15 protein-coding genes are annotated in these 19636 nt (G+C 51.4%); 2 read left to right on the top strand and 13 right to left on the bottom strand.

What is annotated here, in order from left to right; all coding sequences use genetic code 11:
* Nucleotides 1-2 precede the first annotated feature (2 nt).
* Entirely contained in the window at nt 3-467 is a 465-nt protein-coding gene (locus B9Y58_RS01385) for a hypothetical protein (protein ID WP_073053639.1), read from the bottom strand.
* A 1-nt stretch (nt 468) separates the two neighbouring features.
* A complete protein-coding gene (locus tag B9Y58_RS01380; RefSeq protein WP_073053637.1) occupies nt 469-1503 on the bottom strand; it encodes an outer membrane protein in 1035 nt (344 codons plus the stop codon).
* Nucleotides 1504-1767: 264 nt separating this feature from the next.
* On the opposite strand from B9Y58_RS01380, the gene B9Y58_RS01375 reads away from it, so the two are divergent.
* Nucleotides 1768-4905 (top strand): GH116 family glycosyl hydrolase, encoded by a 3138-nt coding sequence (locus tag B9Y58_RS01375; protein WP_073054690.1) that lies wholly within the window; start codon nt 1768-1770, stop codon nt 4903-4905.
* Nucleotides 4906-5006: 101 nt separating this feature from the next.
* On the opposite strand, the gene B9Y58_RS01370 is transcribed toward B9Y58_RS01375, so the two are convergent.
* The 3 genes from B9Y58_RS01370 to B9Y58_RS01355 are packed head-to-tail and all read right to left on the bottom strand — an operon-like array spanning nt 5007 to nt 8196.
* Nucleotides 5007-6569, bottom strand: a complete 1563-nt coding sequence (locus tag B9Y58_RS01370; RefSeq protein WP_073053635.1) for a hypothetical protein — start codon at nt 6567-6569, stop codon at nt 5007-5009.
* A 15-nt stretch (nt 6570-6584) separates the two neighbouring features.
* A complete protein-coding gene (locus B9Y58_RS01360) occupies nt 6585-7370 on the bottom strand; it encodes a hypothetical protein (protein WP_073053633.1) in 786 nt (261 codons plus the stop codon).
* Nucleotides 7363-8196, bottom strand: a complete 834-nt coding sequence (locus B9Y58_RS01355) for a TIGR02147 family protein (protein WP_073053631.1) — start codon at nt 8194-8196, stop codon at nt 7363-7365. Before B9Y58_RS01355 ends, B9Y58_RS01360 begins: the two co-directional genes overlap by 8 nt.
* Nucleotides 8197-8424: 228 nt before the next feature.
* Here B9Y58_RS01355 and B9Y58_RS01350 point away from each other — a divergent pair, with 228 nt between their 5' ends.
* Nucleotides 8425-9417 carry a bile acid:sodium symporter family protein gene (locus B9Y58_RS01350; protein ID WP_073053629.1) on the top strand — a complete coding sequence of 331 codons (993 nt, stop codon included), beginning with the start codon at nt 8425-8427 and terminating at the stop codon, nt 9415-9417.
* A 2-nt stretch (nt 9418-9419) separates the two neighbouring features.
* Here the strand turns inward: B9Y58_RS01350 and nrdG are convergent, their stop codons facing one another.
* The 8 genes from nrdG to B9Y58_RS01315 form a co-directional block, all read right to left on the bottom strand.
* Complete coding sequence (nrdG, locus tag B9Y58_RS01345) at nt 9420-9977, bottom strand: anaerobic ribonucleoside-triphosphate reductase activating protein (RefSeq protein ID WP_073053627.1); 558 nt, start codon at nt 9975-9977, stop codon at nt 9420-9422.
* A 1-nt stretch (nt 9978) separates the two neighbouring features.
* A complete protein-coding gene (gene nrdD, locus B9Y58_RS15005) occupies nt 9979-10125 on the bottom strand; it encodes an anaerobic ribonucleoside-triphosphate reductase (protein ID WP_073053625.1) in 147 nt (48 codons plus the stop codon).
* A 25-nt stretch (nt 10126-10150) separates the two neighbouring features.
* Entirely contained in the window at nt 10151-12481 is a 2331-nt protein-coding gene (locus B9Y58_RS01340) for an anaerobic ribonucleoside triphosphate reductase (RefSeq protein WP_073053623.1), read from the bottom strand.
* A 400-nt stretch (nt 12482-12881) separates the two neighbouring features.
* Nucleotides 12882-13655 (bottom strand): SIMPL domain-containing protein, encoded by a 774-nt coding sequence (locus B9Y58_RS01335; RefSeq protein ID WP_073053621.1) that lies wholly within the window; start codon nt 13653-13655, stop codon nt 12882-12884.
* Between the two features lie 20 nt (nt 13656-13675).
* Nucleotides 13676-15169 carry a sodium:solute symporter gene (locus B9Y58_RS01330; protein WP_073053619.1) on the bottom strand — a complete coding sequence of 498 codons (1494 nt, stop codon included), beginning with the start codon at nt 15167-15169 and terminating at the stop codon, nt 13676-13678.
* Between the two features lie 30 nt (nt 15170-15199).
* Nucleotides 15200-17035, bottom strand: a complete 1836-nt coding sequence (locus B9Y58_RS01325; RefSeq protein ID WP_073053617.1) for a sensor domain-containing diguanylate cyclase — start codon at nt 17033-17035, stop codon at nt 15200-15202.
* Nucleotides 17036-17045: 10 nt separating this feature from the next.
* On the bottom strand, nt 17046-18185 hold the full coding sequence (locus tag B9Y58_RS01320) for an LptF/LptG family permease (protein WP_073053615.1): 1140 nt from the start codon (nt 18183-18185) through the stop codon (nt 17046-17048).
* The gene (locus tag B9Y58_RS01315; RefSeq protein WP_073053613.1) at nt 18182-19594 is read right to left on the bottom strand and encodes an LptF/LptG family permease; all 1413 of its coding nucleotides are present in this window, start codon (nt 19592-19594) and stop codon (nt 18182-18184) included. Before B9Y58_RS01315 ends, B9Y58_RS01320 begins: the two co-directional genes overlap by 4 nt.
* Between the last annotated feature and the right edge of the window lie 42 nt (nt 19595-19636).

The raw sequence follows: 19636 nt of genomic DNA, 5'->3' as shown, positions 1-19636 counted from the left end.
AACTAATAAATGGGTTTATCCCAGACGCTTCCGCCCGTCGTAGAAGTTGTCCCCGAAGAGGACGAAGGAACAGGAGTGGGTTCTTGTTGCCAGGAATACACTGTCTGGGGAACCTTATCCTGATTAACAGGAATTACTATTTCGTCAGGGTACGCCTGATAGATAAACAACGAAAGGCAATAGGTGAAGGGCATCCAAATGACACTCGCAAACGTTATTTCGCGGGAAACAATATCCTGGCCCACAACCACGTCGCCCCTCTGGGCTTCAAACAACGTCTTGCCCATGCCACCACGGGTCGTTATGGAGCAATCTCCATCCGTAGAACAAATATAGCGTCCATCGGCATAGATGTCGTAATTTCCGCCATCTGAAGTCCTAATCGCGGAGCGGCCAAAATAGCAGCCAGAAAGCAACGCCGTCACCATGGCGAGCGTTGCTATACGGAAAATTCGCAGGGCGAACATATTAGAACCCGTAGCCGATACCTACGTTAAAGATAAACCCCTGAATGGCGTTATCCTTGGCAGTAATGACAGCTCCATTATCAACTTTCTTATAATTATAGACATCGTTCTTATAGAAGTTGATCATGTACTTCGCCTGGGCAACGAACATCACTCGGCTAGAACGGTTGAACATCACACCGCCGCCAATGAAACCCGTGAGGCCCGAGCTTTCGTCTTCGAATTCTTCATCGCTGTCGTAAAAGCTATAGTTGAAATTGGTGCTACGATATTCTCTCGGAATGTCACTTTGATAGCTCGTCTGGCTAAAGGCAAGGCCGCCGCCCACAAAGGGGGTAATTGCCCTGGTGCCGAACGGGTAGTAGGCAGAAATGGCAAAGTCCATATAGTCAAGAGGAGTATCGTCACCCAGACCGTACATATCCCAGTCGATACCGAACAAAATCACCTGGGCATCGTAGAGTAGCCAGAAATCAAGTCCGGCAAACACTTCCACATCGGGCTGCACTGCCATAAGGCCACCTACGGACATACCGATATAGGCGTTTACACCCTTACGCTTGGGAGTTTTAGTTTCCTGTTCAGTGACACTGTAAATATCGGAATCATCCACAGCCTTGTGCTTGGTGCCGATATTGCGGGCCACACGCTGAATAATCGGGTCAAAATCGTCCGGGTTGCGGGCCTTGAGGCGGTCATCCCAAATGGGAGCTTCCTTGTCGACGCTATAGAGCTTGAACGACATGATTACACTTTCTCCAAGACGAGTAAATTCTGCAATAATGTACTTGGAGCATCCCTTTTCGGTAGCCTTCTGACGAACGGCAACCTGATTATCTGCCTTAACACCATCTTCGGCAGTACCAACCACCAAGATAAAGCGGCCATCGTCTTCAATGTATGCCTTCATAAGCTTGGACGAAGCCACGGCATAGTCGTCATGCATACCCGTGAGGCCAACCGGAGCAAGATATACCTTTTCGGCGGCAAACAGGGCAACAGCAAGAGCGAGTACACTTAATAGGATCTTTTTCATAAGTTCTCCTTTTTTAATTCTTCCTAAATATACTTTATTGCAAATCACAATGCAAACATTCTGAAACCTGTTTTTTGCATTTCATCGGCCTTTTCATCCATTTTTATGAAAAATCTGTTTTTTCTGCAAATTTGTGTGAGGAAAGACACGTTGGAGAAAACATTCAATTTGTGTACACATTTTGGAAAATCGATTCATTTTACAGTTCTTAGAATTTTTAACTTTTAACTCGTAAAAATTTAACCCCAATTCATGGAATTGACTATGAGCATTAAAGATTACCTCGCCGGCGCAAAACAGGCCGGTTCCGTCCAGAAGCTGATGACCCCGGGCCTCGCCGTGGAATTTATCCAGCCCTGGTACACTCCGCTTTCTACGACTCCTTCTACCACGGGTATTGCTGTCGGCGGTATCGGTTCGACTTTCACCGCAACGCCTGCGGGCACCACTCCCGTGATGAACGTGATGCCGGGCGTGCAGGTTCGCACCGAAAAGCCCACTGACCTCCGCTTCAACAATTTCTTCTTCCGCGAATCCGTAATCGACGCGAAGGCCGCCCTCGAAATCGTCGACTTCGCCGGCTTTACGCAGATGCTCGCCAAGTACCCGCTCGTAGACGCGAAGGGCGAAGCGCTCTTCAGCGCCGCTGAACTTGCCAACCAGAAGAAGGCCGAGGCCAAGCTCAACAAGGCCATCGCCGAAAAGGATTTCTTCAAGAACAACGCCGCCGCGTTTGAACGCTGGCACATCGAATGGAGCGACCGCACTGCGGCCCTTTTGAACAAGGCCGGTGCAGAACTCAACCGCAGCGCCGTCATCGACTTCTTCAACGGTGTCGTTGGCGAAAAGGCCGTGCGTCAGGGCGCCCTCACCGCCGCCTGGGCAAACGACAATGTATTTCTGGGCCAGGCCGGTTACGATGCCGCCAAGATGCAGTACGCCGCCCTCTATCCGGTGAGCGAAACCAAGTACGAAGGCAAGGGCGTGCAGATTACCAAGACCCAGTCCAGCTACGTGACTCCGGGTGACGAACGCCTCTCCAGCCTCCCCGTGAACGCCACCGTGTTCACTCTCGAAAACACCACCAAGGAAACCCGCGAAATCACGATCGTGCAGGTGCAGGACTGCATCGCCGGTTACATGGCGAAGAAGGACCGCCAGGGCGTTCAGGACTCGAGCTTTGTGCTCGTGCCGTCTGCACGTTTCCCGAAGGGCGTCAAGTTCAGCAAGCAGGCCAAGGACGGCCGCGAAGTCCGCGGTCTCGAATTCTACAACGAAAAGCCGCTCGTCGAAAGCGACTTCAACGGCTGCATGGGCGTGTCCGTCGCTTGGAACAAGAAGGATAACCTGAACGTTTCCGTGAAGCCGATGTTCTATCAGGATGACGCAGCCTCCGTGCTGAAGGGCGCTCTCCGCAGCGGTCGCGTTTGCGAAGCCTGGGTCAAGAACGTTTACAGCGGCCGCGAAACCATGGCCGGCGCTGTTGCTGTTACCGCCGTTTTGAAGCCGAAGCAGAAAGTCAGCTTCCAGTTCAACCTGGTGCTCGACTTCCCCGAAATCAAGCTGAACAAGCTTACTTCCGCCAAGAAGTACACCGCATTCTTCCCCGAAGCTTATGGCCGCGTGGGCGCCATCCTCGAAGAAGCCCTCGCCGCCGACAAGAACATGGACGCTCGCCTCAAGGCATTCGAAGCCCTCGTCCCGAAGAAGGCCGTCGCCAAGCTCTACAAGACGGCTGCCAAGCAGGACGAATTCAAGAGCCTCGCCCTCAACACCCTCAGCTTCCTCGCCGAAGCCACCGTGTGGGACAAGGACGACCGTTTCCTGGTTCGCGAATGCGCCGACTATCCGTTCTTCAACTCTCTCGACGTTTACTTCTACGGTAGCTTCAGCCTGATGGCCCTGATGCCGCGCCTCGACGGTGTGGTGATGAAGCGCTTCGGTGATGCTATTCTCGCCGTGAACGACAACCGTCGCCGTCACCACGAATACGTGAACCATCCGTTCGCCGACCTTCCGGACCCGAAACTCGAAGGCCCGCGCGCCGTGCGTGGCGCCGTGATTCACGACCTCGGAAGCCCCTTCGATGCTGAACCCGATGCCTACGACTGGCACAACGTGAAGGAATGGAAAGATCTCGCTCCGAAGTATGTTTTGATGGTTCTCCGTCATTACGTGAAGACGCAGGACAAGCAGAACTTGCAGGATTGCAAGGAAGCCGTCTACGCCGCCATGGAATACCTCGAGAAAATGGTGAACGAGGGTGAAAACTTCCCGCTCACCCACGGTACCGACGACACGTTCGACAACCTCTCCAGCCACGGCATTTCCGTGTACTGCGGTAGCCTCTGGATTGCAGGCCTCCGCGCAGCCGCCAAGATTGCCGAAATCCTCGGCGATAAGGCACAAGCCGACACCTGGAACGCCAAGGCCGACGCCGCCAACAAGGAATTCGACGAAGCCCTGTGGGACGAAGCCGAAGGCTACTACCACTTCTTCGTGACTCCGATGGAAGCGAAGGATGTTGTTGCAGACAAGCTCCCGCAACTCGCCGACGCCATCAAGGAAACGCTCGTCATCGACGGTTCCAACGTGAAGGCCGCCCTCAAGACCATCAACGAATGGCTGAACTCCGGCGAAATTCCCAGCGACGTGGAACTTTCGAAGAACGAACTCCGCGGCCTCAAGAAGGCATGGCTCACCGCCCAGTGCAAGGAAGCCTTTACCGCCAGCTGGAACGCAAAGATTGCAAACGACTGCGACGACGTATTCGCCGACACGATGCTCGCCGACACTTACCTGCGCCTGCTGGGTCTCAAGCCCATCAGCGACGAGAAGAAGGCGAAGGCCAACCTGCTCCGCGTCTACAACACGAACTACAAGGCCAATAGCCCGCTCATCGGTGCCGCCAACCTTGTTCGTAAGGACGGCTCTCCGCTCGACGAATTCAACTTCCAGGCTCACGACGTGTGGATCGGTATCCAGTACAGCATCATGTGCGCCATGATGCACCACGGCCTCGAAAAGCAGGCTGCCGACATGGGCGATTCCATGATCCGCAACCTCTACGAGGAAGCCCGCATCCCGTTCGCCGCACCGGAAGGATTCAACGGCTCCTGCCGCCTGCACCCGGAAGCACTCGTGAAGGCCTTCGGCCTTAGCGCTACCGCCGCCGACAAGATGCACAAGGAACTCCTGAAGAAGGGCGCCCTCCTTGCCGACAGCCGCATCAGCCCGAAGCTCCCGCGCAACCTGCCCGCCTTCACCAAGGCATTCGGCAGCATCGCCAAGGCCAATAAGGTTGAAGCAAGTGCGCTGTTCATGCTGCTCCACAGCACGGCACTCAAGTACACCGCCGGTAAGTACTTCCGCCCCGGCATGGTGTTCGCTTTGCTTTATTAAGATTGCATTCGCAATACTAATAAGCTCCGTTTTTTCGGATATAAGAAAAACAGGCGTCCCGAGCGGGCACCTGTTTTTGCTTGTAACAAGGAGTATTCCGATTAATTGGGCACCTCAATCACGTGCCTTTGCTTCACAATTTGCATCATGTTGCTCGGATTGGTGTTCCAGCCGTAGTCGAACACGAGGAACGTCGCATTCCTAAAGGCCTCCTCCGCTTCGATATAGAAGTCGAGTTGCGTCGAGCAGATGCAATCGGCTTGCGGGGCAGATTCGTCAATGTTCGGCCTCACGTAGAGGGTGTCACCCCCAACGGAAACATCGATATCTTTGAACTGCACGCCGCAAGGCATCTGAACTGTCTCGATAACAATCTGCGCCTTGATTCCCAATTCATACATGTAGGCTACCGGAGGAATTGCGCCGTCGCCTGCATGCGGGCCGTGATCTGAATCGCCATCCGTCAGCGGGTCATCCCCACTGTTCGAATTGCGACATTGGGCCGATACATCCTCAATAATCTGACGCGGACGATCCTTTGCCGCATCGATAACTTCCGTCGGGCCGTTGTTGTCAAAGGCGGTATAGCCGAAACCGGCATACTGTCCGTCGAACAGGAATTCCACTCGCGCATTGCACCCGCATGTATAATCAACACCCTTGCTGCGATCAATATTCACGAAGAGCGTATCGTTGATAAGGTTCGCTCCAGAACGAGCAATAGCGATTTTAGCTTCCTTCAGCGCAGAATCGGGTTCAACACCACAAGCCATGTTCAAATACGCATTGATAATGGTGAGTTTCGCCAGTCCGTCGATTCTCGAGATAGAACCCATGTAAGGATAAGGTTCCGCCAGGACATCGGTCGGAAGAGTTTTCCCGTCAAAACTATGATTAGCCTTGCATTCAAGCGAGATATTGCTTACCGGCACCGCGACACTCCTGCCAGTAACCGACGAGGAACTCAGTGCTGTCGACGACGAAGAGGCTACATAGGATTCCTTGTCGATGGTCGAACGTATGACATCATCCACGACTATAAAGGTGGCGTTCGTAAAGGCAGGCTCATCCTTCATCACGAAATGGAATTCAGCCACGCACTTGGAGTCATCCTCCGCCTTGGCCTCGTCCACAATCTGCTTCACGTAGAGGGTATCGCCCACCGCCATGACCTCGATGCTGTCGAGAAGCGCCGGATTCACAATCATCCCGGCAAACCCGCTAATCTGGTAAACCGGCATCATCACATGGTCCACGGCAACAATCACCTTGTCGGAACCATCTTCCTGCCCCATGAGGGCGTGCGGCGGGAGCGCGAGGCCGTCCCCTCCCGGAATATCGGAACGCCCCTTGGATTCCATGCACTTGCCAAAAACCTTCACCTTCTGCACCGGGTTACCCGCAATGGACGAAGACGAATTATCGGAGCCCGAGGATGCAGGCTGCGAACCGGAAGACGAAGGCTGCGAACCGGACGATTCCACGCCCGCGCTCGATGTCGGGTCCTCGGCACCCGAAGAAAATGCGCCCGACGACGAGCATTCATCGCCGCCGGTTACAGGCGCTGTCGACGACGAATCGTCGCCGCAGGCAAGTAAGCCAAACGAAAGTGTCATCGCAGCCGCAACAGAGACAACTGTTGCAAAAATCGAATTCTTTTTCATGATTTCCTCCTTTAATTAATTTCCTAACGGAATCGCCCTTTGATTATCGAAGACTGCAGAATCTAAGCCAGGGTAGAACTGGTCCATTTTGAATCCGGCATCCGCCACGCAGAAACAGCCATAATCCAAGCCCTTGCTCCGACTAAAGGCTGCATACAGCGTACTCCCATCAAGGCCTACTATTGCGCCAGATTCGTTGACATCATTCAAGAATGATGTCCGTTGTTCTTCGTCGCAAGGAACATCGAATTGGACATTTTCAAACAGAATCACTTCTGAATTTCCATCCATGTAGAAGCGTGCCGAAGGAGGTTCGATTTCGGGGTCGACAACGGGAATATCGTTTTTATTATAAAGTGAATAATCCTTGCACCGCAAACTGAAATCCTCTGTATGGACACGAAGATTATGGTATTCAGGCAAAGGTACATCAGAATCGCTTGCAGATGATTCCGGCTCCGGTTGCGGTTCCAAGCCATTGCTTCCCTTAGAGTCGTTGCTGCTATTCGGCTCAGAATTTAGACTGGATGAACTGCCAACCGGAACAAAAGGCTGAGTGTCCGTTCTTTTTTCACTCGACGAACTGGATTCTTCCAGCGGGACATCCGGAAGATTTCCTTTGTCTTCGGACGAACTGGATACCGCAATGGTATCAACATCGTTGGACGAACTGCTTACCTCGGCAATGGAATTGGGATCGATGGTTCCGCCCGCCAAAGAACCGCCCGCGGAATCGTCGGAGCAGGCCGCCATAAAAGCAATCGAAAATGCCGTTACAGAAAAAACAAACTTCTTAAGCATGGCGCACCTCTTTAATTTTGTCCGTTACCGGGAAAAACTGGAAATTGATTCTACAGACCTGATCCTGATCATTGTATTCGTTCGCAATCGCAAGCACTTTTCTGCAGCAGGCATCGAGCTCTTTTGCAATCCGTTCGCTTGCCTCTTGATTCACGCTGAGCGTGACACCCGTAAAATAACGTTCGTTCGGCGCATAGCGATCCACGGCACGGGCGGCCATATTCGCCATCTCTTTGTGCATGGCCCGAATGGCGATAGGCAAAGCCTCTTTAGAGCCAATGACAGTCTGTTCCGTCTGCGAATAGACCTTTTCGCCATCCTTTTTCAGGAAACCAGCCTTCACCAAGAAATTCAACACGTCGCGCACTTCCTCGGCAGACACATGTTCCTTGCACGCATCGGCCAAATCGCGGGGAGAGGCCCCCGGCATCATCGGGGCGAGTTCACGAAGCACTGGATACTTCCAGGATTCATAATACTGGAAAGCATCGCCATCGACCACGCGCACCTTATGTTCCAGCGCAATCCTCTGCATTTCAAGGAGGGATGCCTTCTTGGCATCGTCTTTGTCCGCATTGCAAAACAGGACCATTTCGCGGAAATAATCCGCCTCGTAGCCGGCAAGGCCCATGGCCTTCGCCACGTCGTCTATTTTGACCTTGCTGAGCTTGCTCTGGCCCATGCACACAAGCTTCAAGAAGTTCGGCGAGGTAAATCCGGCACTCTTGCAGAATTCACGCCACGAGAACGCACCGATACGTTTGCGTTCGTCGTAGTAATCCTGCATAAAGAGGTGGTAATCTTTGTATTCAAGTACCGATTTCATACTAAGGAATATATATTTTTCCTACACCCAGTCAATAAGTTTATTATACAAAAATACACATTTCTACTTAAAATAAGCAAATTTTGTAGCGCAATTACATATATTTTCATCTAAATTATACAACGTGTATAATATAGCGAAAAAGCCGTATAGCGCGAAGTTTCTTTCGAAAGCAATTGATATAGCACCTTCAGAACCATTCGTCCCGTTAATATCTATATTTGCAACATGTTTAAGATAGTTAAGGCTTTTTGCTGCATTCTTTCTTCTTACGCTTCCCCTTTCGTCATCGCAAGCGCAATCGTCGCATTCTTCCTCCCCGTCGCTTTCGGGTGGGTACACGGAAACGTTTCTTCCGTGATACTCGGCATCATTATGCTGAGCATGGGACTTACGATTTCGATGGACGATGTGCGAAACCTGATGAAGCAGCCGTTCCACATTCTGCTCGGCGCCGTCGCACAATACACTATTATGCCTTTTGTCGCCTTCGGACTCACGAAAGTGTTCGGACTCGACCCTTACCTGGCCGTAGGCATTATTCTGGTGGGTTGCTGTCCGGGCGGCGTTTCTAGCAACGTGATGAGTTTTCTCGCCAAAGGCGATGTAACCTATTCGGTGAGTATGACCATGGTCTCGACGCTCCTTGCCCCCATCATGACTCCGCTTTTGGTCTTATGGCTCGCCGACACGAGCATCGACGTGAATGCGAAGGGCATGTTCTTGAATATTCTGTATGTAACCGTCGCCCCGATAACGATCGGGTTCCTTTGCAACCATTTTTTGGGCAAGCGAACCGTATTCAAGGAAATCCAGGCAAACATGCCTGCAGTGAGCGTGATTGGGCTTATGTGCATTGTAGGCGGCGTGGTCGTGACGGTACGCCCGCAGCTTTTGACAAACGGCCTCGGCCTCATTTTCTTGGTACTTGCGGTGGTGTTCTGCCACAACACCTTAGGTTACGTTTTGGGCTATAGCGTGGGCCGCCTTTTCAAGTTCAATACCGCCAAAAAGCGCACTATCGCCATCGAAGTCGGTGTGCAGAATGCAGGAATGGCGACCGTTCTTGCGGCCGCCTTCTTCGCGAATCCTGATAATGTTGCGCAACACCCCGAAGCGGTGCTTTGTGTTGTTCCTTGCGCCCTGAGCTGCGCCTACCATTCTATTAGCGGAACGGTACTCGCAAACCTCTTTGCCTGGCGCGACAAGAAGAAAGCGTAAGATTACGCCGGCACCAGTTCCGGACGAGTTTTTATTTCGTCCAGCTGGATTTGGTGAAGCACCACATGGCCTTCTACTAGACTCTGCTGCACATCGATAATACGCTGGTTCGTAGAGCCCCTGAACTTGATTTCGAGCGATTTTTTCGCCATAATGAAGGGGCCGTCGATTAAAATGTCAGCAAAAGTCAATAGTTCGAACATGTCCGGGCGCTCGTGCGCAAGGTCCATCAGGCGTTCGTAGGTATAACCGGTAAAAATCACCAAGTTGAGCCCACGTTCCTTGATTTCTCGTGCAAGCGGAATCAAGGCCGCCGCCTGATCCATCGGGTCTCCACCACTGAACGTAATACCGTCGAGCAGCGGATTCTCCTCGATCATTTCGAGGATTTCGTCAATATCAATAAAATGACCCCCGTTGAAATCGTGGGTCTGAGGATTCTGGCACCCTGGACAATTATGATGACAACCTTGGGTAAAGATTGTCATACGGATTCCGGGACCGTCCACGAACGATTCGGGTTCGATTCCGGCAATCCGCAAGCGAGGGTATTCGTCCATATTATACGCCATGCTTCACGCGATCGTTCACTTCGGCACGCTTGGCGTTGTTGAAGCGATCGATGGTACCAACGAGGTAGCCCGTGATGCGGCGGATGCGTTCGAATCCGATTCCTTCACCATACTTGTGCAGTTCTTTTTCAGACATTGTTGATTCTCCTTACTAGAAATTTTTAACGGATGCCCTTGAAGGCGGGCATTCCCGGATAAAGTCTACGCAGTTCCTTCAGTTTTTCTTCGGAAATGGCGTGGCCTTCGCTACGTCCGCAACGCGGGCAGCTGTCACCGATCACACCCACGAATCCGCAAACCGGGTCGCGGTCCACCGGGTGGTTGATGGAGCCGTAACCGATACCCACCTTGGCCATGTGCTGCACGATCTTTTCGAAGGCATCCAGGTTCTGCGTCGGGTCGCCATCGAGTTCGACGTAGCTGATGTGACCGGCGTTGGTGAGTGCGTGGTACGGGGCTTCCAGAGAAAGCTTCTTGAAAGCCGAAATCTTGTAGTACACCGGAACGTGGAAAGAGTTGGTGTAGTAATCGCGGTCGGTAACGCCCGGGATAATACCGAACTTTTTCTTGTCCATGCGTACGAAGCGACCGGAAAGGCCTTCAGCAGGCGTTGCAAGCAAGCTGAAGTTGAGGCCCAGGCGCTCGGATTCCTTATCGCAGAATTCACGCATGTGGCCGATAATCTTGAGGCCGAGCTGCTGGGATTCTTCGGATTCGCCATGGTGCTTGCCCGTGAGCATCACCAGGGTTTCGGCAAGTCCGATAAAGCCGATCGAAAGCGTACCGTGCTTGATGACTTCACCCACGGTATCTTCCCAGCCGAGCTTGTCGGAATCGATCCACACGCCCTGTCCCATGAGGAACGGGAAATTCTTGACCTTGCGCTTGCTCTGCACGGCAAAGCGTTCCATGAGCTGGTCGCTCACCAGTTGCAACATGCGGTCGAGTTCCTTGAAGAACAGGTCCACGGACTTCATCTTGATGGCGATACGCGGAAGGTTAATCGACGTGAAACTCAGGTTGCCACGGCCGAAGCTGATTTCGCGGCTCGGGTCGTAGTGGTTACCGATCACGCGGGTACGGCAGCCCATGTAGGCAATTTCGGTTTCAGGGTGGCCCGGCTTGTAGTACTGCAAGTTGTACGGGGCATCCTGGAAGCTGAAGTTCGGGAACAGGCGCTTGGCGCTCACGCGGCAAGCGAGCTTGAATAAGTCATAGTTCGGGTCGCCCGGCTTGAGGCTGATGCCGTCCTTGACGCGGAAAATCTGAATCGGGAAGATTGCCGTTTCACCACCACCCAAGCCTTCTTCGGTGGTGAGAAGCAGGTTACGCATAGCCATGCGAGCTTCGGGCTCGGTACACATACCGTAGTTGATGCTGGAGAACGGAGTCTGGGCACCGGCACGGCTGTGCATGGAGTTCAGGTTATGAACGAAAGCTTCCATAGCCTGGAAAGTAGCCTTGTCGGTTTCTTCGTAGGCCATCTTTTCGGCAAACTTCTGGGCGTTCTTCACCGTTTCTTCGCCATAGGTCTTGGACAATTCGCGGGCTTCGGCTTCCACGAACTTTTCGTTCGGCACGAGCGTCGCTACCATGCCCATTTCGGCCATTTCGGTATGGAGTTTCTTCACAACCGGCTGGATTTCTTCTTCGGTCTTGCCGGTAAGAAGAATGAGAGCCTTGACCATGTTGGAAAGGTAAGCCTTGCGGTAAGTGATACGCACGCCGTCGGCCATGGCATAGTCAAAGTTCGGAATGGACTGACCGCCGTGCTGGTCGTTCTGGTTAGACTGAATGGCAATAGCAGCCAAAGCAGCGTAGCTACGGATATCCTTGGGTTCACGAAGGTGACCGTGACCGGTATTGAAGCCATTCTTGAAAAGCTTCTTGAGGTCGATCTGGCAGCAGGTCATGGTAAGGGAATAGAAATCCAAATCGTGGATATGGATATCACCTTCCATGTGGGCGCGGCTGTGCTCGGGCTTGAGCATCATCATGGTGTAGAAATGCTTGGCCGATTCGGAACCGTACTTAAGCATGGTACCCATGGCGGTATCGCCATCGATGTTTGCGTTTTCACGCTTGAGGTCGGATTCCTTGGCAGAGCTGAAGGTAATATCGCGGAGCGTATGCATGAGGCGAGTATTGACTTCGCGCACGCGGGTACGTTCAGCACGGTACAAAATGTAGCTCTTGGCGGTATCAGCATAGCCACCTTCGGTAAGAGCCTTTTCGACAGCATCCTGAATTTCTTCGATTTCGGGAACGTTCTTGCCCTCGGCTTCGAGCTTGCCCACCACATCGGCAGACACCTTGAGGGCCGTGCTCGTGAGCACGTCGTCGTTTCCCAACAAATTCAACTGACTTTGAGCGGCCTTGATCTGTTCGTCGAGCTCGCCCGATGCGCGGAATGCCTTGACAATAGCGTCGGCAATTTTTTCAATGTTGAACGGCATCTCACGGCCGTCGCGCTTCCTTACAGAAACAATCATCTACCAATCCTTGCTGCTCGACGAATTGGCTCCCTATAAGCAAAATTCGTGTCGAGCATACTTTTTTCTTTCAATTCCGATATTTACTATATCTTGTGCCTAAGTTTCGGGATAAAGCACAAGATATGGAAAACAATATAATAAATGTGCGTGTCATTGGAAGACATTTTTCAAAAAAATAACGCTTTTTGCGTAAATTTAAGATTACAAAAGAAAATTTATCAACAATCCAAAACAGAGACGCTTTAACCTGTTTTGAACAAAATAAACGCAAAAAAAGCTAACGCCTTTATTTATAAGCAGTTAGCTAATTATAACCATTGAAGTCACTTATCAACAGAAAAATAAAAGTTTTTTATAACCAATGTCTTGACAAATAAAATTAGTGTGACTAGCCACCCTATTGGAGCAATTCTACGACCAAATGAACCGATGCAGAAATGCTCACCGAGTCTGCAATGGATGCCAACATGGCTTCTTCACTATAGCCGTTGAACTTGGCTGTAGCCAAGACGGTTCTTCCGTAGGCAATGCCGTCGTTGTTACCGTTTTCGCTGACAGAGATTACCTTACCAAGAGAGCCGCCAACACTTTCAGCATAGCTTCCTGCCTTGTCCAAAGCTTTCTTGCCCACCAAAAGAACCAATTCCTTTCGCAAGGAATCCTCGCTCTTAAGACGCGCGGTCGTACGATCAATTTCCACATCCAGTTCAGCAGAAAGTACCGCCACTGCGGCTGCAGCAACAGACCTCGACGAGCAACGGATTGCAAAAGACTGACTCACCACATAACCCGTAAGGCTACGAGTTCCCTTGTCGTAGGACCATTCCTTACGCATATCGACACTGTTCTGTTCGATATCGGCATTCTGGATATCGAGTTTATTCATTTGTTCAAAAATCGCTTGGCGACGAGCTTCGAGCTGCTTATAGAGCAGTTCCTTGTCGCGGCCGCGCAATTCAAGCATCGCCACCGTCACGAACTCGTTGGCTTCGTACTTGCGTGATTCCGAAGCGGACACCTTTACCGTAGACATCTGCGCATCGCTTACCACAGACGGGACCTTCAAGGATTTCGGCATGGCATTCTGCATAGCGTTTTCTTTATTGGTCGTGAGCAGCAGGAAGCCGAGCAGCACCACCAAGAAGACGAGACCCAATGTAACTTTGTTCATATTCAACCCCTATGACAAGTTCATTTCTTTGTTGAAACCAAATTGGTAACCGCATTAATAAGCAAGGCCATCACGATTGTCGTGGTCATGCTAATAAAGGGCATCCAAGGCCAGCTGAAAATTCCTCCCAACACCGCAGGCACACCAAAGGCAGGAATCCCTTGCACCAAGATAAGGCTTGCCATTCCCAAAACTACAGCCACAATAACAACCCAACCGCGAAGTTTCTTGGAACCCGTTCCAAAGACCTTGTCGGCAAAGAAGGCGAGCAAGAACATTCCCAAAAGTGGCCCTGTGAAAAGTCCGGTAAAGAACAATGCATTCTTGAGAAGGCTCCCCTGCTGGGTTGCAGCAAACAAGGCAAAGAAAATCCCCAGAATTCCCCAGACGGCAGTCCAAATCTTGGCACGCTTAAGCCCTCCGATTCCAGCATTTTCATCCCAGCCCAAAAAGTCGCGTTCCGAGGTGTTACCCAAGGAATTGATGGCCCCCGAAAGACTACTCATGGCTGCCGCACAAATGGCCGCCACAATCAGCCCCGTCACACCCACCGGAAGTCCATTTACAATAAAGTAAGGAAACACGTCATTTTGCCCTAAGCCTTCGGGAAGAGGCGCTGCATGAGCCTTCTGGTAATAAACATAGAGTGCTGCGCCCACCCAATAGAACAAGATCGAAACGGCACAGCCAAGCACCATAGAAAGAATACTGGAACGATTTGCGGCCTTCACGTCTTTACAGCTCAAGTAGCGTTGCACAAACTGTTGGTCGCAACCGCGAATGGCTATTTCAAGAATCGCATAGGCAAAGCCCGCCGAAACAAGCGTACGCGCATTGGAGATATCCATCGATGCATCCCACCACTTGGTCTTGCCCGCTTCGCTTGCAAGGGCCGCCATTTCACCAAAGCCACCCACCGAATTCGAAATGATCAAAAGCACCAGAACTCCGCCGCCAAAGAAGACGACAAACTGCATGACATCGGTCCAGATGACCGCCTTGATACCGCCAAACCAGGTATAGAAAATTGCAACCGCCGCCGAAACGATAATCGCAAGTTTCAAGTCGATATGCAAAATCTGCGCAAGCACAAGCGACGGCGCAAACAAGAGAATTCCTGTGCGGAGCAGCAGGTGCAAGCAATAGAAAATCGCCGCAATTCGACGCACCGGGCGCGAGAAACGAACTTCAAAAAGTTCGTAGGCGCTATTAATACCCGAAGTACGGAATCGGGGAATAAAAACAAAGCCCACCACCACAATACTGATGAGGGCTCCAATCTGGAACATGAGGAACGTCATGTTGTCGCCGTACACATCGGCAGGCGCACCCAAGAACGTCGTGGCACTGACAGAAGTTGCAATAAGGCTAATGCCCACGGCCACCCAAGGGATAGAACCACCACCCAACATGTATTCTTTGAGATTCTTGTTCCCGCGGGAAACAAACAAACCGATTGCAACAGAGAGCAACAAGTAAGCAACGAGAACAATCCAATCAAGTAGTGTAAACATAGAATACAGGGGTTAATGGTTAGGAACGCCTTACACTGCGGCCGGTTCGGCTTCGGCAGTCTGGAATTGCACCACTTGGTTACGGCCACCTTCCTTGGCACGGTACAAAGCCTGGTCCGCATTGTTGATTGCCTTCTGCAGGTCGCCATTAAAGCCCTGCGTGAGCAAGAAGGCACCAACGCTCACCGTGACACGCAAAGGTTCTGCCTGGTGGACATCGAATACCAGTTTTTCTACCGACTTGCGGATTCGTTCTGCGGTATCCACCATGCCTTCGGCATTGGTATCGATCAAGGCTACCACGAATTCTTCACCGCCAAATCTTGCAACGATATCGATTTCACCACGGATTTCTTTACTGATGGTGTCGGCAATTCCCTTGATTACCACGTCACCAATCGGGTGACCATAAGTATCGTTCACATGCTTGAAGTGGTCGATATCCATCATCAAGAGACCTATGCTATACTTGCTACGATCGGCGCGAACCTTTTCGGCACGGAGTTTTTCAAACATGGTCTTCTTGTTAATAAGCCCCGTATGACCATCGCGCATGGCCTGGTCGCAGCCCTGTTCATACTTGCGGGCGCGATTGTAGGCAAAGCCCGCCACACCTGCAAACGCCTTGAGCAATTCCTTCTCGTGATCGTTATAGGGCATAGAACTGCTGCTTTCAAGGCAAATCGCAATTTCAGCCGTATCGGAATCATGTTCGGCTGCAATAGGCATCACCAGAATCTGGCGCAGGTTCAAGTTCTTACGTTCAGAATCGTTCAACCGAGGCAGGTAGTCCTTAAAGCCAGGCAAGAAGGAACGTTCCATGGGACGGTTGCGCAAGAGCGCGAGAACGAAGACCCCCTTGTCCGAAAGCGTAAAGGTCTTGTTTGTAAACTGTTCTGAATCGACACCATCACAGAATACCACGCGACCGTTCATGTCGTCCCCCTGATCCATGGCGAGAATCGTCAAGCGGTCATAGGCCATATTCGCCTTCACATAATTGATAATCTGCTTGTAAATGTCCTTCACCGTCATGGTCTGGAAGAACTTGCGCAGGTAACTGTAAAGTCCACCATACTGCTGCAGGGCAATATGCTTTTGTGCCGAGTAGAAACCCTTATAGTCCAGCATCGAAATAGCGCTTGCGATAAACTTGAGCGCATTAGCCGTCATGTCGTTAAACGCATTCGGGTACACGGAATCCATTACAAGTGCACCTACGCGAAGCCCGGAAGCATGATCGATCATGGGGACGGCCACCATCGACTTGATAGACGGATTGTCGAGATAGTACATCACGCTCTTCGCCCCCGGAAGGTCGCCTTCCAGAAGACGGTTCACATTGTTGCGGAACAATTGACCCAAAAGGCCCGACGTTTCGGTAATGCGCGTGCGGAGGTTCACCGAAATTTCTTTATCATTTGCAAAATTGCGGATACCCCATTCCCTCTGGTTTTCCATCTGCGTAAACACGATGACAGAATTCACATGCGGAACCACGATCTTGAGCGCAAGCAGCATGTCGGTCATGGAACGGTTGATATCGGCATTGGCGCGGGCCCAGACCTGACTCACCTTGAGAGCGGCTTCAGGTTCATTAGCCATACCCTTGGGGGCATTGGAAAATTCGTTCTGCAAAGTCGGGGTAATAATCGGGGTGTTCGTCGTCGAACGTTTCTTGAAAATCGTCGGAATGGGAGCAGTTGGAGGCTGCTGGGAATTCGGGCCGGCAAGGCGCGGGCGGTTCATGCAAGCAAGTACGAACGCGACAACGGCAAAGGGAATAAGGAACAGGAACATTCCCCCCTGGAATGCGAGGCCAAGCAAAAGGCCCGCGACCACGAATAAAATTTCTGCAACAGACATATCTTTCCCGCTATAAACGGAAGGAACGGTACAACATTACCACCGAGACCCCGCCATATACAAAATGACTGATCCATGCCGCCCAAAAAGGCGAAAGCGCACCATTTTCTCCCATCTTCAAACCAATTCTTTCTACGATATAATAGCTAAAAACAATCAATAGGCCAACCCCGAACTTCTGTGAAAGGCCTCCAGAACGACTATAGCGGTGACAAAGGGCTGCACCGATGAGTAGTACAATCAAATTCATCCAATGAGCAGAACGCTTAAACTGAAGCGCCGTTTCCATGGCACGGGTATCTTCACCAGAACGCCTAAGCACGTTGATTCGGGCCATCACCATCTTGGAATCCATTTCGTCGGCAGTCTGGCGTTCGTTAATCAAGTCGCCCGGATAGGTAGTCACCTTGTCGCACAGCTTTTCACGCTGAATCGGGTACACGTTAACCGTACCATCTTTATGGAATTCACGACGGTAGCCTCGTTCAAACTGCCAACAGCCCGGCGGCGGGTCAATGCTAGAAAGCCTTGCGATAGAATCGAGCGAATCCTTGGGGGCATCTTCGATCCAGCGGGCAATTTTTGCATCGTAGCGTTCCACCAGGCGGCCATCTTCGCGAAGGAGCAAAACCACGTCGCGACCAAAGCGGCCCTTGCCGGAATAATGCCTAAAGAACCAGCTGGCCCGTTCGCTATCGATAAAGGTAAAGTCGCGTTTTTCCTTGATGCGGGGATTCTTCTTTTTCTGGGCATTGGTTTCCATGGTCTCGAGACGCTTATGATTAGCGTCAGGGAGCCAAAGTTCACTCATTTCGTACGAACCGATAGACACTAAAACTCCGAACAAGAAAATCGGAATCAAGGTTTTGAAAGGAGCCTGCCCGGAACTCTGCATGGCACTCATTTCAAGATGGCGAGCCATGTTGCCAATGGAGGCTAACACCGCAATGAACAAGGCTACCGGAGAAATCAGGTAAAGCATGTAAGGCAGGTAGCTTACGTAATAATCAACCGCATCCTTGGTGTCGCGGGCAAGCCAAGTCTTGATGTTACCTACGAAGTCGATGACCGCAAACATGAGGATTGCGCCAAGCAACACAATCAGGAACATCTTCATGAAATTCCACATCATGTACCGTGAGAATTTCATCCGATCCTCCTAGTAAAGATGCCAAAAATTTTCTTGAAGAATCCGCCAATGGCTCGCAGCACCCTGAAGAACCTGGAATCACCCGAGAAACGGTCTCGCACCATCGCAATCGTAATGAAAATGCCAAAGGTGCCAATGATAATGTTCGACGCCCACATGGCAAGGACCGGATCGATCAGGAGCCTGTCGGCCATGTTTTCGCCGCCAATCAAACAAATCCAGTAAATAACAAAGAAGGCCAGGCTATAAAGAATACCTGTACCGATACCGCCCTTGCGAGCCATAATACCGAGAGGAGCGCCAATCAAGATAAAGATAAAGCAAGCGAAACCGGTACTGTACTTCTTGTGGATTTCTACCGTGTACTGCGCCTTGCGCTTGAGTTCCGATTCCATTCTGCCGTACAATCTTTCGGTAGTACGGAGTGCCGCAATTTCCTGCACGCGGAGTCGCTGCAAGGACCGCCTGCGCTGGATAGAATCAATCTTGGTTCCGCTTTCCACCGATTCGGGAACAATCGAGTCCCCCAAGATATGCGACCGCAATTCGACAAGCGTGTTCAGACGTTTTTCAAGAGCTTGGCTCCTATATTCGCCGTAGCGTTTTTCGGCATCTTCGACCACCTCGTTCATCATCTCGATCGGCATTTCGCGGTCGCTACGGTAACTGCGGCTGCGACGTTCCAAGCGGTCATCCACATTCTTCATGGCAAGATCTTGCGAGAAATAGCGGATGCGGAAATAGTTTTCTGGATTGTCCGCATCGGTCATGTGGGTTTCACCACTACGCAGGCGAAGCATGAGGGTCGCCCCATTGTCTTCGTATTCCATGGTCGCACTGTCGGCATAGACGATACGGGGCGCCCCCTTCTTTTCCATTTCAAAAATCTGAATTCCGTACAAAGTTCCCGTTACAGGATCGATACGGTTCACCCACAGCTGAACATCGGGGAACTGCGTAATAAGCCGACCCGCATCGATGAACACGTGGGGCTTTTTGCGGGACACCGCATTCATCAGTTCTACGGAGCGGTGGTTCGCTTCGGGAAGCACCCAGTTATTGAACACCACCATCAGTACCGAAATCAGCATCGACACAAGAAGCACCGGACGCATGAGCGAAAGCGGCGATACACCAGCCGCCTTGCAGGCCGTGATTTCCTGGTCACCCGAAAGCCTACCGAAGGCCATGAGGCTTGCCACAAGGACCGCCATCGGAATCGAAAGCGAAAGCATCCACGCCAGATTCAACGCGAATATTTCAAGAACAGTCGAGGCGGGAAGCCCCTTCGACAGCACATTATCAAGAATTTTGACGAGAAAATCCACCACGAACAGGAACGTGATCCCAAAAAGAGCGGCCAAAAAGGGACCGATGAGCTCTTTCAACACGTAGCGGACTAAAATCATTTTTCTGAACTTACAAAATTTTCTACTTTACGGGAGTAAAAT

This window comes from Fibrobacter sp. UWB15, from assembly GCF_900177705.1.
Classification (GTDB): Bacteria; Fibrobacterota; Fibrobacteria; order Fibrobacterales; family Fibrobacteraceae; genus Fibrobacter.
This window is presented reverse-complemented; position numbering and strand designations above follow the sequence as displayed.

Bases quoted from the DNA above. Each gene is read 5' to 3' on its own strand.
- B9Y58_RS01315 (WP_073053613.1), bottom strand. From the start codon at position 19,594: ATGATTTTAGTCCGCTACGTGTTGAAAGAGCTCATCGGTCCCTTTTTG.
- B9Y58_RS01350 (WP_073053629.1), top strand. From the start codon at position 8,425: ATGTTTAAGATAGTTAAGGCTTTTTGCTGCATTCTTTCTTCTTACGCT.
- B9Y58_RS01355 (WP_073053631.1), bottom strand. From the start codon at position 8,196: ATGAAATCGGTACTTGAATACAAAGATTACCACCTCTTTATGCAGGAT.
- B9Y58_RS01330 (WP_073053619.1), bottom strand. From the start codon at position 15,169: ATGTTTACACTACTTGATTGGATTGTTCTCGTTGCTTACTTGTTGCTC.
- B9Y58_RS01370 (WP_073053635.1), bottom strand. From the start codon at position 6,569: ATGAAAAAGAATTCGATTTTTGCAACAGTTGTCTCTGTTGCGGCTGCG.
- B9Y58_RS01380 (WP_073053637.1), bottom strand. From the start codon at position 1,503: ATGAAAAAGATCCTATTAAGTGTACTCGCTCTTGCTGTTGCCCTGTTT.
- nrdD (WP_073053625.1), bottom strand. From the start codon at position 10,125: ATGTCTGAAAAAGAACTGCACAAGTATGGTGAAGGAATCGGATTCGAA.
- B9Y58_RS01335 (WP_073053621.1), bottom strand. From the start codon at position 13,655: ATGAACAAAGTTACATTGGGTCTCGTCTTCTTGGTGGTGCTGCTCGGC.
- B9Y58_RS01385 (WP_073053639.1), bottom strand. From the start codon at position 467: ATGTTCGCCCTGCGAATTTTCCGTATAGCAACGCTCGCCATGGTGACG.
- B9Y58_RS01360 (WP_073053633.1), bottom strand. From the start codon at position 7,370: ATGCTTAAGAAGTTTGTTTTTTCTGTAACGGCATTTTCGATTGCTTTT.
- nrdG (WP_073053627.1), bottom strand. From the start codon at position 9,977: ATGGACGAATACCCTCGCTTGCGGATTGCCGGAATCGAACCCGAATCG.
- B9Y58_RS01375 (WP_073054690.1), top strand. From the start codon at position 1,768: ATGAGCATTAAAGATTACCTCGCCGGCGCAAAACAGGCCGGTTCCGTC.
- B9Y58_RS01325 (WP_073053617.1), bottom strand. From the start codon at position 17,035: ATGTCTGTTGCAGAAATTTTATTCGTGGTCGCGGGCCTTTTGCTTGGC.
- B9Y58_RS01320 (WP_073053615.1), bottom strand. From the start codon at position 18,185: ATGAAATTCTCACGGTACATGATGTGGAATTTCATGAAGATGTTCCTG.
- B9Y58_RS01340 (WP_073053623.1), bottom strand. From the start codon at position 12,481: ATGATTGTTTCTGTAAGGAAGCGCGACGGCCGTGAGATGCCGTTCAAC.